Below are 13,701 nucleotides of genomic sequence, written 5' to 3'. Positions count from 1 at the left end.
TCCTGCAGCTCGACGAAGGCGCTCATCTGGTTGCGGGCGTAGCCGTAGGCCAGGTTGAACATCGAGTAGTTCAGCGCGTGGAAGCCGGCCAGCGTGATGAACTGGAACTTGTAGCCCATCGCACCGAGTTCCTTCTGGAACTTGGCGATCGTGGCGTCGTCCAGGTTCTTCTTCCAGTTGAACGACGGCGAGCAGTTGTAGGCCAGCATCTTGCCGGGGAACCTGGCGTGGATGGCCTCGGCAAACTTCTTGGCGTACTCGAGATCCGGCTTGCCGGTTTCGCACCACACCAGGTCGGCGTATTCGGCATAGGCCAGGCCGCGCGAGATGGCCTGCTCCAGGCCCGGCTTCGTGCGGTAGAAGCCTTCGACGGTGCGCTCGCCGGTGCAGAACGGCTTGTCGTTGTCATCCACGTCGGTGGTCAGCAGGTCAGCGGCTTCCGCGTCGGTACGGGCGATCAGCACGGTCGGCACGCCCATCACGTCGGCGGCCAGGCGTGCGGCCACCAGCTTGCTCACGGCTTCACGCGTGGGCACCAGCACCTTGCCGCCCATGTGGCCGCACTTCTTCACAGCGGCCAGCTGGTCTTCGAAGTGCACGCCAGCGGCGCCCGCTTCGATCATGGCCTTCATCAGTTCGAACGCGTTCAGCACGCCGCCGAAACCGGCTTCCGCATCCGCCACGATCGGCGCGAAGAAGTCGATGTCGTCCTTGCCTTCCGACCACTGGATCTGATCGGCGCGCTGGAACGTGTTGTTGATCTTCTTGACGACCTTGGGCACCGAATCCACCGAGTACAGCGACTGGTCCGGATACATCTCGCCGTTGCTGTTGGCATCACCGGCCACCTGCCAGCCCGACAGGTAGATCGCTTTCAGGCCCGCCTTGACCTGCTGCATGGCCTGGTTGCCCGTCAGCGCGCCCAGGGCGTTCACGAACGGCTCGTTGTTGATGAGCGTCCACAGCTTCTCGGCACCACGCTTGGCGAGCGTGTGCTCGATCTGCAGCGAGCCGCGCAGGCGCACCACGTCTTCCGCGGTGTAGCCGCGCTTGATGCCCTTCCAACGCGGGTTGGTTTCCCATTCCTTCTGCAGCTTTTGCACTTCGAGTTCGCGCGACATCACACTCTCCTTTTTGATCGCATCCATCAAATAAAAACTGGGGTAACTCTCACTCGTCGCCTAGAGCCGCCGGCGCCTTTTTGGGGTGCCGCTGGGTGGCTCAAGTCATATGTCTTATATAAGAGTGTAGGGAAGCCCGGTGCAGCGCAACAAGGAGAACTTTGTCTTGCGTAAAAGTTTTTATTCCTTATTTTTCATATAGTTATGTGCCATATTTCGGGATGCGGAAAGATTTTTCCTATCATGAAAGACAGCGATGGTGCTGTGCGGCGCGCAATTTTTGCGGACCAAAACGACTTTCCGCATTATGAAACACCTCGACTTCCGCCCGACGCATCGCCGCCCCCAAAAAAACGCCGCAACAGCGGCGTTTCCTGGGCACAAGGAGGGGGATCACCCACGGACCAGCCGATGCGCCACCCAATCCCCGCCTGTAATGACGGGCCGCCCAGCGACATGCTGCGCGCTCACCGGATACACGATGCAGTCGACGGTGCTGCCTCCAAGCACGACCGCATGGTTCTCGCGCACAAACAGCGCATCGCCGCCGGGGTAGACCTCTTCGATCTCGTCCAGCACGGGGACGAGCGCGGCATCGATGCGATAGATATCGCCGCGCACGGCGGTGCCGGTCGGGTCGAGCACCAGGCCGGGGTACGCGCCGAAATCGTACAGACGGCCGTGCAAGCTGGCGGACCCCAGCAGTTCAGGCTCGGGGATGCCGCGTGCGGCGGCGGCCACGCGCAGGTCGTTGGCCTCGCCGGCGCGCAACGTGCCGTAGACGAAGACATGGATGAGGCCGGGGTTGGACGCCGGAAGGTTCATTGGCTGGCTCATGCGAGTTTGTCCTGCGAAACCAGCACGCCGTCTTCATCGGCATAGATCCACTCGCCCGACTGGATGTACGCGCCGGGCATCTGCACGCCCACCTCGCGCTGGCCAGCGTTCTTCTTGATACTCTTGCGCGGGTGCACGGCCAGGGCGTGGATGCCGACGTTGCACTCCGCCAGCTCGCGGGTATCGCGCACGCAGCCGTTGACGAGAATGCCTTCCCAGCCGTTCTCCTCGGCCAGCTTGCCGAGGTTGCCACCCACCAGCGCGCAGCGCAGCGAGCCGCCGCCGTCGATCACCAGCACGCGACCGGCCCCCTGCTCTTCAAGCGCGGCACGCACCAGGCCGTTGTCTTCAAACACCTTGAGCGTGGAAGCAGGGCCCGCAAACGCGGCGCGCTTGCCAAAGCTGCGGAACACCGGCGTGAGCACGCGCAGGCTTCCGTAGATGAGCTTGTCTTCGTGCAGGTCGCACAGGTCGGTCACTGGGATCATCGTCATGGCAAATGGGATGTGAAAGGCGTTGGCGAATGCGGGTTCAGGGGCGGGCGCGGCTTGGTGACTGGGCGCGCAGCGAATCGATGGTCGCACGCGGGCTGATGATGTTCGGGTCGGTCTGTACCTCGATGAGCGTGGCCACCGGCGAGGCCAGCGCGGCCTCCACGGCCGACTGGAACGCTTCGAGCGTGCGCACGGTATGGCCTGCGGCGCCATACGCGCGGGCCAGCGCGGCAAAGTCCGGGTTGCGCAACTCGGTGCCGCTCACGTGCTCGGGGTATTCGCGCTCCTGGTGCATGCGGATGGTGCCGTACATGCCGTTGTTGACCACGATGAAGATCACCGGCGCGTTGTACTGCATGGCAGTCGCCAGCTCCTGGCCGTTCATCAGGAAGCAGCCGTCACCGGCCATGCAGATGACGGGCGTATCGGGGCAGACGATCTTGGCCGCCACCGCAGCCGGGGCGCCGTAGCCCATCGCACCGCTGGTCGGCGCGAGTTGCGTGCGCGAACCGGCGGCCAACGCACCGTATTGATAGAAACGATGCAGCCACGTCGCGTAATTGCCCGCGCCGTTCGTCAGGATGCTGTTGTGCGGCAGGCGCTCACGCAGCCACTGCATGGCGCGGGCCATGTCGATGCCGTGGCCGCTGAACGGCGGCGGCGTGATGTTGGCGAGGTAGTCGGCGTGCGCGGCTTGCCTCCACGCGGACCAGCGGGGCGCGGCATCGGGCGAGACGCCGTCCAATGCCTCGGCCATCGCCGGCATTGAGGCATGGATCATCAGCTCCGCCTGATAGACGCGCCCCAGTTCTTCGGCGCCGGCATGCACGTGGATGAGCGTCTGCTTCGGGCGCGGCACATCGAACAGCGTATAGCCGGACGTGGTCATCTCGCCCAGGCGCGGTCCGATGGCGAGCACCACGTCCGCCTCTTTCACACGCGCGGCCAGCTTCGGGTTGATGGCGATGCCGACATCGCCGGCGTAATTCGGGTGGCGGTTGTCGAACAGGTCTTGCCGGCGGAACACGCAGGCGGCAGGCAGATTCCAGCGCTCGGCAAACACCTGGATCCGGGCGGCAGCGGCCGGCGTCCAGCCCGAGCCGCCCAGCAGCAGCATCGGGCGCTCGGCGCTCTGCAGCAGCGTCTTCAGCTGCGCCAGGTCGCGCGGGCCGGGCCACGCCATCGCGCGGGGCATCGGCGGTACGTCCGCCACAGCGGCAACGTGCGTGAGCATGTCTTCGGGCAGCGCCAGGACCACGGGGCCCGGCCGGCCCGCGGTGGCCGTCTGGAATGCACGTGCGACGTATTCGGGAATGCGCTCCACGCTGTCGATCTGCGCGACCCATTTGGCCATCTGGCCGAACATGCGGCGGTAGTCGATTTCCTGGAATGCTTCACGGTCGACAAAATCGCGGCCGACCTGGCCGATGAAGAGGATCATCGGCGTGGAATCCTGGAACGCGGTGTGCACACCGATGCTGGCGTTGGTTGCGCCCGGGCCGCGCGTGCAGAAGACAATGCCGGGCCGGCCCGTGAGCTTGCCGTACGCATCGGCCATGTTGGCGGCGCCGCCTTCCTGCCGGCAGACGATGAAGCGTGCGCGGTCGCGCCGCTGGTAGAACCCTTCGAGCACCGGCAGGTAGCTTTCGCCCGGCACGCCAAAGGCGATGTCGACGCCATGCGCAACCAGCGCATCGACAAGGATCAGGCCGCCGTGACGCGGTTCGATGAGGGGGCTCGCGGCGCGTGCTGCGGTCTGCATGGCGGGTGGTCTCGCTCTCGATTCGTTGACGACACAACGGATCATAGCGGAACGCACCCCGCACGCGCACGCGTTCGCTACATCTGCCGGAACAGGTGCGCGTACTGGCGCGCCACGGGCAGCGTCTCGGTGCGCCCGCGCATCTTCAGGCCGAGGCGGCCGAGCGACAGGTGCACGGCGCTGGCCACATGCGCCACGTTGACCACGGTACCGCGATGCACCTGCCAGAAGTGCTCCGGGTCCAGCTGCGTCAGCAATTCGCGCAGGCTCATGCGGATGAGCGATTCGCCGCTGCTGGCCACGACGTTGACGTACTTGTCGGTGGCTTCCAGGTACAGCACCTCCTCCACGGGGATGAAACGCACCTCCTGCCCGACCAGCGCCTTGATGAAGCGCAGATACCCCCCCTGCGGCGCAACGCGCGTCTGCGCGGCGCTCTGCAGCCCAGCCAGCCGCTCGACGAGTTCTGCGAGCGTCTGCGCGGGGTCGGCCGCCGTCGTACTGTCTGCGCGTGTGCCCAGGCGCGCCTTCAGGCGCTTGACGGTCTCGGCCAGGCGCTCCGTCTGCACGGGCTTGAGCACGTAGTCGACCGCCGCCTGCTCAAACGCATCGAGCGCGAACTGGTCGTAGGCCGTGACGAACACCACGAGCGGACGGACCTCACGTTTCGACAGCTCCCGCGCCACGTCAATGCCGGACAGGCCCGGCATGCGGATATCCAGAAAGACGACGTCCGGCCCCTGCCCCGCGGCCGTATCGTCGATCACGTCGAGCACCGACTGCCCGTCGTACACGGCGGGCAGCAACGTGGCTTCAGGCCAGAGGGCTGTCAGTTCCGCGAGCAGGCTATCGGCCAATGCGGGTTCATCGTCGGCAATGAGCAAACGCGGGGAGGCGGGCATCGATCAGGTTCCGGCAGACGCGCGCGAAGACAGCGCGGAGTTGGCAGGCGAACGCGAGGGTTGTGAAAAGCGGCAGCGCCATTCGGGCGCATCGGCGTGCACCGGCGTGTCGGCGCTTTCACGCGCGAGCGGCAGCTCGACGATGATCGTCACGCCGTGCGGCACGGTCTCCGTAATCGTCAGGCGCGCATCGCCGTCGAACAGCCGCGACAGGCGCTCGCGCACGTGGGTGAGCCCCAGGCCCGAGCCCTTGCTGCCGTCGTTGCCGAAACCGACGCCGGTATCGCGCACCTCCAGCACGAGGCGCTCGCCTTCTTCGCGGGTCACGCGGCGGGCCGACAGCGCGATCTCGCCGCCTTCACGCGCGGGTTCGATGCCATGCACGACGGCGTTCTCGACGAGCGGCTGGATCAGCATGGGCGGAATGACGATGTTGGCGATGGCATCGTCCAGCGCTAATGAGAAACGCAGCCGATTGCCGAAGCGCAGCGCCTGGATATCGAGATACGCACGCAGCAGCGCAAACTCCTGCGCCAGCGTGCATTGCTCGGCGCGCGCATGCGAGAGCGACGCCCGCAGGAAGCCGATCAGATGCTGCAGCAGACGCCGCGCGCCGCCGGGGTCTTTCGCAATGAGCGCATCCACGTGGGCCAGCACGTTGAACAGGAAGTGCGGCTCGATCTGGGCCTGCAGCGCCATCAGCTGCGCGCGCACGACCTGCTTCTCGGCCTCTTCGCGGTCGAGCGCATCGAGCGCAGCCCGGCGCTCGAGGGCCGCGAGCTTGCCGCGCGACCAGTAGTAATACGTTGCGCCCAGCGCCGCCAGCATCGCGATGATGAAGCTCATGCGCAGGCTGTCGGCGCGCCACGGCTCGGCGGTGCTTCCGTTCAGGCACAGAATCGTGCGCGCGATCCACTGCCCCAGCGGCACGCCGATCACCACGGCGCCCACCACGATCCACGGAAACAGCTTCTTGTTGGGCGGGCCGTCGCCCCAGAACACGTGGCGCGGAATGCCGATCAGCGAGAACATCGACAGCCCGATCGCCTGGCTGAACACGAAGCTTTTCCAGAACGACTCCTCGGGCCGGATGCCGAACGCCAGCACGGCCGCGATCAGCGTATTGATGACGATGATGACGGCATAGCGGATGACCCAGCGCCGCACGAGGCGCAGGCACTCCGCAAGAGAAGGGAACGACACATTGGCGAACATGCCGGCGATCTTACCGGAGGGCACTTCGGCGTTGAAGCTTGGGGTTTCCCGCATCAGCGGCCCGCCTGCGCGCGCAAGCGGGCGAGTTCCTGGTCAACCAGGCGCTGATAGCCGTTGCCCATGCTCCACGCCAGGCTCAGGCCATGCGCGGCCAGGCCCATCCCCCAGCCGAGCAGCGGCCAGACAAACCAGAATTGCCCGCGCGACAGCGCCATCGCTGCCAGCACCGCATTCACGGCCAGAAACGACAGAAGGTGGATGCGGAACCCCATGCGTGCGCCGGCGCGGTGGCGGGCGCGTCGCAACAGGGCTTGATCGGATTCGGCGGGCTGCGGGTAAGAGATGGCGGACATGGTGGTCTCCGGGGCAACCGAGGATGTCCGCAGTATAGGAATGGCGCCCGGGCAGGCACCACGTCGGTGCGACGAACCGCGCAATCGCGGGGCTGAACGGTCGCCATCCCGCGCCGGATCGGCCGTGCGGGGCTAGGCGGCCAACGCCTCCACGCGCGCCGACTGCGTCACCACGGAAGACGCCACCGCTTCGGCCACCGTTTCGCGCGACAGATGCGGCGCGAACATCCCGATGAAGTCATGTGCGTAGCCACGCAGGTACGCGCCACGGCGCACCGCCACACGCGTGGTGTTCGGCTCGAACAGGTGATCCGCCCCGATGCAGACGAGGTTGTCGTCCTTGCGCCCGTCATACGCCATCGACGCGATGATGCCCACGCCGACGTCCAGCGCCACGTACGTCTTGATCACGTCGGCGTCCATGGCGGTCAGCACGATCTCGGGGTGCAGGCCGGCGCCGGCAAATGCCGCGTCGATGTTGCGTCGGCCCGTGAAGCCCGCGTCGTACGTGATGAGCGGATACTGCGCCACGTCTTCCAACGTCGGAAGCGGATTCTTCGTCAGCGGATGCTCCGGGCTGACCACCAGCACGTGACGCCAGCGGTACGCCTCGAACGACGTCAGCCCCGGCTCGTTCGCCACGGCCTCGGTGGCGATACCGATATCGGCCTGCCCCGTCAGCAGCAGCTCGACGATGTGCGAGGGCGACGCCTCCTGCAGCGCCAGCGTGACGTGCGGGTATTCCTTGCGGAACGACTGCACCACCTTCGGCAGCGCATAGCGCGCCTGGGTGTGCGTGGTCGCCACGGTCAAGCGGCCGGATTGTCGGCCGGAGAACTCCTCGCCGGCCTGGCGCAGGTTTTCGGCTTCGAGGAGCAGCCGTTCGACAATGCGGACGATCTCGCGGCCCGGTTCGGTCAGGCCCGTCAGGCGCTTGCCGTAGCGCTCGAAAATCTCCACGCCAAGCTCATCCTCCAGCTCGCGAATCTGCCGCGACACGCCCGGCTGCGACGTGTACAGCGCGTTGGCGACTTCGGTCAGGTTGAACTGGCGGCGCACCGCCTCGCGGATGGAACGCAGTTGCTGGAAGTTCATGGCTCGTGTCCTCTCGTATTGGTTGTCGTCGGAGCGTCGTGTTACACGGCGGCTTGCGCGACGGGCCGTGCAATGCCTTGCGCGAACACCCGGATCGCGCGCGGGCGCACCACCAGCGTTTCGCCTTCACGGAAGCCCTCGGCGCGGAAGCGCTCGATGGGCAGGGAGACTTCGATGATGTCGTCGGTGTCTTCGCGCTCCAGCTCCAGCTGCGCGATGGCGCCCAGCGTGAGCGCGCGGCGCAGCGTCACGGGAATGCCCTCCGCGCCCGGCGCATAGCGCTCGAGGTCGATTTCATGCGGGCGCACGAAGGCCACCGCCTGATCGGCGCGGGACGAATCCACACCGCCCGACGGCACGGCGATGGCCGAATCGCCCACGTGCAGCACGCTGCCGCCCTCGCCCTCTTCCAGGCGGCCGTGGAACAGGTTCACGTTGCCGAGGAAGCCGTAGACGAACGGCGTGGCCGGCGTGTTGTAGACCGCATCGGGGCTGCCGACCTGCTCCACCTGGCCGCGGTTCATCAGCACCACGTTGTCGGCCACTTCCAGCGCCTCTTCCTGGTCGTGCGTAACGAACAGGCTCGTGACATGCAGATCGTCGTGCAGGCGACGCAGCCAGCGGCGCAGCTCCTTGCGCACCTTGGCATCGAGCGCGCCGAAGGGCTCGTCGAGCAGCAGCACGCGCGGCTCCACCGCCAGCGCGCGCGCCAGGGCAATCCGCTGACGCTGCCCGCCAGACAGCTGCGGCGGGTAACGATCGGCCAGCCAATCCAGCTGCACGAGTTCCAGCAGCTCTTTCACCTTGGCGCGGATCTGCGCTTCGCTTGGCCGCTGCGCGCGCGGTTTCACGCGCAGGCCGAACGCCACGTTCTCGAACACCGTCATGTGCTTGAACAGCGCGTAATGCTGGAACACGAAGCCGACCTGGCGCTCGCGCACATGCTGGTCCGATGCGTCTTCGCCGTTGAGGTGAATCGTGCCCGAATCGGCATGCTCCAACCCCGCGATGATGCGCAGCAGCGTGGTCTTGCCGCAGCCCGACGGGCCCAGCAGCGCAGTCAGTTCGCCCTGCTTGAAGTCGAGCGAAACATCGTTGAGGGCAACGAAGTTGCCAAAGCGCTTGGTGATGTGTTGAACCTGGATGCTCATGCTGCGCTCCCTTCCAGCGGAGATTGCACGGAAATGTGCGAATTCGAATTGGATGTCTGTTGCGCCACGCGCTGCCCCGGACCTTCGCCCACGCCGGCATCAGCATCAGCCAGCTCACGACGGCTGCGCCATTCGACCAGCGTCTTCAGCGCCAGCGTGACGAGCGCCAGCAATGTCAGCAGCGACGCCACGGCAAACGCGGCCGCAAAGTTGTATTCGTTGTAGAGAATTTCCACGTGCAGCGGCATCGTGTTGGTCAGCCCACGAATGTGGCCCGACACCACCGATACCGCGCCAAACTCGCCCATCGCCCGCGCGTTGCAGAGGATCACGCCGTACAGCAGGCCCCACTTGATGTTCGGCAGCGTCACGCGAAAGAACGTCTGCCAGCCCGAGGCGCCGAGCACGATGGCGGCCTCTTCCTCTTCGCTGCCCTGCGCCTGCATGAGCGGAATCAGCTCGCGCGCCACGAACGGAAACGTGACGAACACCGTCGCCAGCACAATGCCCGGCACCGCAAAAATGACCTTGAAATCGTGCTCGGAGAGATACGGCCCGAACCAGCCCTGCGCGCCGAACAGCAGCACGTAGATCAGGCCGGCAATGACGGGCGATACCGAAAACGGCAGGTCGATCAGCGTCAGCAGCAGGTTCTTGCCGCGAAACTCGAACTTGGCAATCGCCCATGCCGCCGCCACGCCAAACACCACGTTCAGCGGCACGGCAATCGCTGCGGTGGTCAGCGTCAGGTAGATCGCCGAAAGCGCATCGGGCTCGATCAACGCCTCGAGATACACGTCAACGCCCTTCTTGAACGCCTCGACAAACACGCTCGCCAGCGGCACGAACAGGAACAACGCCAGGAACACGAACGAAACCAGGATCAGCGTTGCACGCACCCAGGCGGATTCTGCGGTGGCCCCTCGGCGGCCACCAGCGGGCGCCTGACCAAGTTGACGGGAAACAGTACCGGCCATGTCAGGCTCCAGCTGCCGCGTTGGCGGTCGGGGGTTCGGGGGCACGCTCGATGGCGTCATTGCGATTGCCGCGGCGGCGCGTCCACGCTTGCAGCAGATTGATGACCAGCAGCAGCGTGAACGAGATACCGAGCATGACGACGGCAATGGCCGTGGCCCCCGCGTAATCGAATTGCTCCAGCTTGGAATAGATCATCAGCGGCGTGATCTCGGAAACCATCGGCATGTTGCCGGCGATGAAGATGACCGAGCCGTATTCGCCGGTCGCACGCGCAAAGGCCAACGCGAAACCGGTCAGCAATGCGGGCAGCAAGGTCGGCAGGATCACGCGAGTGAAGGTCTGCCAGCGCGTGGCGCCCAGGCTGGCCGCCGCCTCCTCCAGTTCGGACTCCAGATCTTCGAGCACCGGCTGCACCGTGCGCACGACAAACGGCAGGCCGATGAACGTGAGCGCCACCACGATGCCCAGCGGCGTGAACGCGACTTTCAGCCCCAGCGGTTCCAGCCGCGAGCCGATCCAGCCATTCGGCGCGTACAACGCGGTGAGCGCAATGCCGGCCACCGCAGTCGGCAGCGCAAACGGCAGGTCGACCAGCGCATCGATCAACCGCTTGCCCGGAAAGCGATAGCGCACCAGCACCCACGCCACGATCAGCCCGAACACGAGGTTGATTGCCGCCGCAATCAGCGACGCGCCGAACGTCAGCTTGTACGACGCCACCACGCGGGGCGCGGTGACGGTGGTCCAGAACGCGTCCCACGTCATGGTGAACGTCTTGAGGACGGTGGCCGACAGCGGGATCAGGACGATCAGCGCGAGATACAGCAGCGAAAAACCCAGCGCCAGCCCGAAACCAGGCAGGACGTTGGCGGGCTTTCGCCGCTGGGCAGGAGAAAACGCAGAAGACAGGCTCATCAGCGCAACCAAGAAAAAGGCCGCAAACCCTGCGACCTATTGCAGATGCACCGATTGTGGCGAGCTGCCCTTATGAAGAAAACGAATATTTGCGCATGTGCATCATCGTTTTAGATATAAGGGGTGCTGGGCAAGACATCCCATTGCGCTTGCCAGTCGGCGCCATCTCGGGTGGTGCCTTCAGCACTTGCGCGGCTAATGAGGCGCTCCAGCAGGGTCAGACCGGCGTCCCAGTCGCCGAGGTTGGAATCGGCGTTGATGTGCCCGGCGTCGCCCGCATCGATGAATTCGGCGCCCCAGCGGGCCGCCCAGTCGAGGGCGCTGGCCTGCGTCATCCACGGGTCGTTGCGGCTGGCGATAACCGCGGCGGGAAACGGCAGCACGCGCTGCGGCAGCAGGTCGCGCACGCCGAACTTGTCCGGATCGGCCGGTGCGACGAGCAACACAGCGGCCACGGCGTCCTTGGGCTCCTTTCCGCGGGTTGCCCAATGCAGCGACGCCAAGCAGCCAAAGCTGTGTGCCACCAGGATCACGCGGCGGGCGCGCGCTTGGCCAGCCAGGGCGGTGCGCACGGTTTCACCCACGCGGGCAGACCAGCGCGGCAGGTCGGGCGTCGACCAGTCCGTCTGTTCCACACGGTGCCAGTCCGGAAAGCGGGCCTCCCAGCGCGTCTGCCAATGGCCCGGGCCGCTGCCATGCAGCCCAGGGACGGTCAGGACGACGGCGTCGGCAGGCCAGTGCCAGTCCAAAGCCTTCGATGCGGTTGAGGGTGCGCTACGTGCCATGGAGTGGGGCTCAGTCCGTCAGAGAAAAGCCGGCGCACTGCTGCTGTTGCAACAGCGATGCCTGCGCCATCGGCGCGATGACGGCCGGCGTGGGGATGGCCTCGGGCTCAGGTTCTGCGCCCGGCAGGATGGTGCCCTGCACGTACGTGATGCCGGCTGCCCGGGCAAGCTGCAGGTCGCCCGGACGTTCGCAGCGGCGCAGGGCCAGCGTCACGCCAAGTTCGTGCGCCGATTCGGCCAGCGACAACAGGTGCCGGACGTTCCAGTCACGCCGCGCGTCGAGCTTGAGGAACGCGGGCCTGGCGTGTACGAGCAACGCGCCGGCCTCGGCCGGGTCCGATGCCTGCACGGCCACGGCAAAGCCGTTGCGCCGGTAGTTGTCCACCACGAACAGCAGCAGGCCCAGGTCGTCATTGGCGGTGGACGGCACCTGGATGACGAACTGCTCGGGCCGCAACCCCAGCGCCGTCACTGCACGATGGAATGCCTTGCCGTGGTCGGCCGCCACCGCGGCCAGCAAGCGGCCGTGGATATTCACCACCAGCCGCCGCGCATCCGAGCGCGCAAAGTAGTTCAGCGTATGCACGAGCCGGCACAAGCGGTCGAGTTCCACCAGCGTGCTGTCGTCCGACGCCAGCGAGAACACCTTCCACGGGTTCAGGCCCAGATCGCCGTCGCGCGTCCAGGTGCGCATCAGCGCTTCATGGCCGGCGGGTGCGAGCGAGCCGTCGGCGGCAAGCTGCCAGATGGGCTCAAACAGGCTCGTGAGCGCGCAGTGGAAGAACTGGCCCTGCACGCGGCCGCTGGCGTCGCGCCACAACTGGCGATCCGGCGTTGGCGCGTTCGGCAGCGTGCCGAGAAACTGTGCGAGTGCGGTGGTGTGCATGAGACTCATCGAGATGGGGGCTCCCAAGGAAAGTCACCCCTCCTCCAAGGGCGGATGGCGCTTACAGCTTGGCGATCGAAACTTCAGTCGCCTTCACCAGCGCAACCACTTCACTGCCGATCTTCAGCCCGAGGTTGTCGACCGAGCGCGTGGTGATGACCGAGGTCACGATGCCGGCCGCCGTCTCCACGTCGATCTCCGAGAGCACGTCGCCCCGGATGATCTCCTTGATCTGGCCGCGAAACTGGTTGCGTACGTTAATCGCTTGAATGGTCATGATGTTCCTTCGTAGTAGATGACAACAGCGTGTTGTTCAATCGGATGCCGACGAATGTTCTCGGGAGAACGGCTTGCGCCGGCTTACACGGCCCAGCGCACCGCCGTGGCCGCGACGTCAAAGGGTGATGCCCACCCCGTGCGCGCGCGCACATCGGTCACTTCATTCGGATCGACCTTGCGCTGCATCACGCGGTTGAGAATGGCCTCCTCGAGTCGCGCAAACGCGGGCGAACCGCGATGGCGCGGGCGCGGCAGGTCGATGCGCTCGTCCAGCGCGATGCGGCCGTCTTCGATCAGCACCACGCGGTCGGCCAGCGCCACTGCTTCGGCCACGTCGTGCGTGACGAGCACGGCGGTAAAGCCCAGGCGCTGCCAGAGGCCTTCGATCAGGTTCTGCATGTCGATGCGGGTCAGTGCATCGAGCGCGCCGAGCGGCTCGTCGAGCAGCAACAGGCGTGGGCGATGCACCAGGGCACGGGCCAGCGCCACACGCTGGCGCTGGCCGCCGGACAGGCGCGCGGGCCACTCCCCTGCCCGCTCGGCCAGCCCGACTTGCGCGAGCACTTCGGCGGCCTGCGCGCGCTGCGTTTTTGGCAGGCCCAGCGCCACGTTGTCGAGCACCCGCTTCCACGGCAGCAGGCGTGCGTCCTGGAACATCACGCGCGCATCGTCATGCAGGCCGTCTTCGGCCTCGCCGTCGCGGCGCAGGTGGCCGCCGTCGATGCCCTCCAGCCCCGCGATCAGCCGCAACAGCGTGCTCTTGCCGCAACCGCTGCGCCCGACGATGACGACAAACTCGCCCGGCGTGATCTCCAGGTCGATGCCATGCAGGACTTCACGGTCGCCGTAGCGCTTGACGACGTGCTCGATGTGCAGTGCGGTGCCGGCCAGCGCGGCGTGCTCGGTAGCGTTGCTTTGCATGGGTTTC

At 66.1% G+C, this 13,701-nt stretch carries 15 protein-coding genes; all 15 read right to left on the bottom strand.

Annotated features, from left to right (window positions below; translation table 11 throughout):
• Positions 1-1,121 (bottom strand): isocitrate lyase (aceA, locus tag A6M56_RS05100; RefSeq protein WP_286757834.1); only part of this gene is annotated, 1,121 nt, incomplete at its 3' end.
• A 393-nt stretch (positions 1,122-1,514) separates the two neighbouring features.
• Complete coding sequence (locus A6M56_RS05095) at positions 1,515-1,958, bottom strand: gamma-glutamylcyclotransferase family protein (RefSeq protein WP_257984037.1); 444 nt, start codon at positions 1,956-1,958, stop codon at positions 1,515-1,517.
• Complete coding sequence (rraA, locus tag A6M56_RS05090; RefSeq protein ID WP_045786707.1) at positions 1,955-2,452, bottom strand: ribonuclease E activity regulator RraA; 498 nt, start codon at positions 2,450-2,452, stop codon at positions 1,955-1,957. The genes A6M56_RS05095 and rraA overlap by 4 nt, the downstream gene beginning before the upstream one ends.
• A gap of 37 nt (positions 2,453-2,489) precedes the next feature.
• Positions 2,490-4,214 carry a thiamine pyrophosphate-binding protein gene (locus A6M56_RS05085; protein WP_102079749.1) on the bottom strand — a complete coding sequence of 575 codons (1,725 nt, stop codon included), beginning with the start codon at positions 4,212-4,214 and terminating at the stop codon, positions 2,490-2,492.
• A 77-nt stretch (positions 4,215-4,291) separates the two neighbouring features.
• Entirely contained in the window at positions 4,292-5,116 is an 825-nt protein-coding gene (locus A6M56_RS05080; protein WP_045786705.1) for a LytR/AlgR family response regulator transcription factor, read from the bottom strand.
• Positions 5,117-5,119: 3 nt separating this feature from the next.
• Positions 5,120-6,385, bottom strand: a complete 1,266-nt coding sequence (locus tag A6M56_RS05075) for a sensor histidine kinase (protein WP_102079748.1) — start codon at positions 6,383-6,385, stop codon at positions 5,120-5,122.
• Positions 6,385-6,684, bottom strand: coding sequence for a 2TM domain-containing protein (locus A6M56_RS05070; RefSeq protein WP_045786703.1), 300 nt, complete (start codon positions 6,682-6,684; stop codon positions 6,385-6,387). The genes A6M56_RS05075 and A6M56_RS05070 overlap by 1 nt, the downstream gene beginning before the upstream one ends.
• 132 nt (positions 6,685-6,816) lie before the next feature.
• The gene (locus A6M56_RS05065; protein WP_045786702.1) at positions 6,817-7,779 is read right to left on the bottom strand and encodes a CysB family HTH-type transcriptional regulator; all 963 of its coding nucleotides are present in this window, start codon (positions 7,777-7,779) and stop codon (positions 6,817-6,819) included.
• A gap of 41 nt (positions 7,780-7,820) precedes the next feature.
• Positions 7,821-8,930, bottom strand: coding sequence for a sulfate/molybdate ABC transporter ATP-binding protein (locus tag A6M56_RS05060; RefSeq protein WP_102079747.1), 1,110 nt, complete (start codon positions 8,928-8,930; stop codon positions 7,821-7,823).
• Complete coding sequence (cysW, locus tag A6M56_RS05055) at positions 8,927-9,907, bottom strand: sulfate ABC transporter permease subunit CysW (protein ID WP_102079746.1); 981 nt, start codon at positions 9,905-9,907, stop codon at positions 8,927-8,929. Before cysW ends, A6M56_RS05060 begins: the two co-directional genes overlap by 4 nt.
• A 1-nt stretch (position 9,908) precedes the next feature.
• The gene (gene cysT, locus A6M56_RS05050) at positions 9,909-10,823 is read right to left on the bottom strand and encodes a sulfate ABC transporter permease subunit CysT (RefSeq protein WP_045786700.1); all 915 of its coding nucleotides are present in this window, start codon (positions 10,821-10,823) and stop codon (positions 9,909-9,911) included.
• Between the two features lie 110 nt (positions 10,824-10,933).
• Complete coding sequence (locus A6M56_RS05045) at positions 10,934-11,608, bottom strand: RBBP9/YdeN family alpha/beta hydrolase (RefSeq protein WP_102079745.1); 675 nt, start codon at positions 11,606-11,608, stop codon at positions 10,934-10,936.
• A 10-nt stretch (positions 11,609-11,618) separates the two neighbouring features.
• The gene (locus A6M56_RS05040; RefSeq protein ID WP_102079744.1) at positions 11,619-12,503 is read right to left on the bottom strand and encodes an EAL domain-containing protein; all 885 of its coding nucleotides are present in this window, start codon (positions 12,501-12,503) and stop codon (positions 11,619-11,621) included.
• Between the two features lie 52 nt (positions 12,504-12,555).
• The gene (locus A6M56_RS05035; RefSeq protein WP_045786697.1) at positions 12,556-12,771 is read right to left on the bottom strand and encodes a TOBE domain-containing protein; all 216 of its coding nucleotides are present in this window, start codon (positions 12,769-12,771) and stop codon (positions 12,556-12,558) included.
• A gap of 83 nt (positions 12,772-12,854) precedes the next feature.
• Entirely contained in the window at positions 12,855-13,694 is an 840-nt protein-coding gene (locus A6M56_RS05030; protein ID WP_045786696.1) for an ATP-binding cassette domain-containing protein, read from the bottom strand.
• Between the last annotated feature and the right edge of the window lie 7 nt (positions 13,695-13,701).

It is taken from the genome of Ralstonia sp. RL, from assembly GCF_001683835.1.
GTDB classification, from domain to species: Bacteria; Pseudomonadota; Gammaproteobacteria; order Burkholderiales; family Burkholderiaceae; genus Ralstonia; species Ralstonia mannitolilytica.
This window is presented reverse-complemented; position numbering and strand designations above follow the sequence as displayed.

Coding starts and splice junctions, on each gene's coding strand:
- A6M56_RS05095 (WP_257984037.1), bottom strand. CDS start 1,958: ATGAGCCAGCCAATGAACCTTCCGGCGTCCAACCCCGGCCTCATCCAT.
- rraA (WP_045786707.1), bottom strand. CDS start 2,452: ATGACGATGATCCCAGTGACCGACCTGTGCGACCTGCACGAAGACAAG.
- A6M56_RS05085 (WP_102079749.1), bottom strand. CDS start 4,214: ATGCAGACCGCAGCACGCGCCGCGAGCCCCCTCATCGAACCGCGTCAC.
- A6M56_RS05080 (WP_045786705.1), bottom strand. CDS start 5,116: ATGCCCGCCTCCCCGCGTTTGCTCATTGCCGACGATGAACCCGCATTG.
- A6M56_RS05075 (WP_102079748.1), bottom strand. CDS start 6,385: ATGCGGGAAACCCCAAGCTTCAACGCCGAAGTGCCCTCCGGTAAGATC.
- A6M56_RS05070 (WP_045786703.1), bottom strand. CDS start 6,684: ATGTCCGCCATCTCTTACCCGCAGCCCGCCGAATCCGATCAAGCCCTG.
- A6M56_RS05065 (WP_045786702.1), bottom strand. CDS start 7,779: ATGAACTTCCAGCAACTGCGTTCCATCCGCGAGGCGGTGCGCCGCCAG.
- A6M56_RS05060 (WP_102079747.1), bottom strand. CDS start 8,930: ATGAGCATCCAGGTTCAACACATCACCAAGCGCTTTGGCAACTTCGTT.
- cysW (WP_102079746.1), bottom strand. CDS start 9,907: ATGGCCGGTACTGTTTCCCGTCAACTTGGTCAGGCGCCCGCTGGTGGC.
- cysT (WP_045786700.1), bottom strand. CDS start 10,823: ATGAGCCTGTCTTCTGCGTTTTCTCCTGCCCAGCGGCGAAAGCCCGCC.
- A6M56_RS05045 (WP_102079745.1), bottom strand. CDS start 11,608: ATGGCACGTAGCGCACCCTCAACCGCATCGAAGGCTTTGGACTGGCAC.
- A6M56_RS05040 (WP_102079744.1), bottom strand. CDS start 12,503: ATGAGTCTCATGCACACCACCGCACTCGCACAGTTTCTCGGCACGCTG.
- A6M56_RS05035 (WP_045786697.1), bottom strand. CDS start 12,771: ATGACCATTCAAGCGATTAACGTACGCAACCAGTTTCGCGGCCAGATC.
- A6M56_RS05030 (WP_045786696.1), bottom strand. CDS start 13,694: ATGCAAAGCAACGCTACCGAGCACGCCGCGCTGGCCGGCACCGCACTG.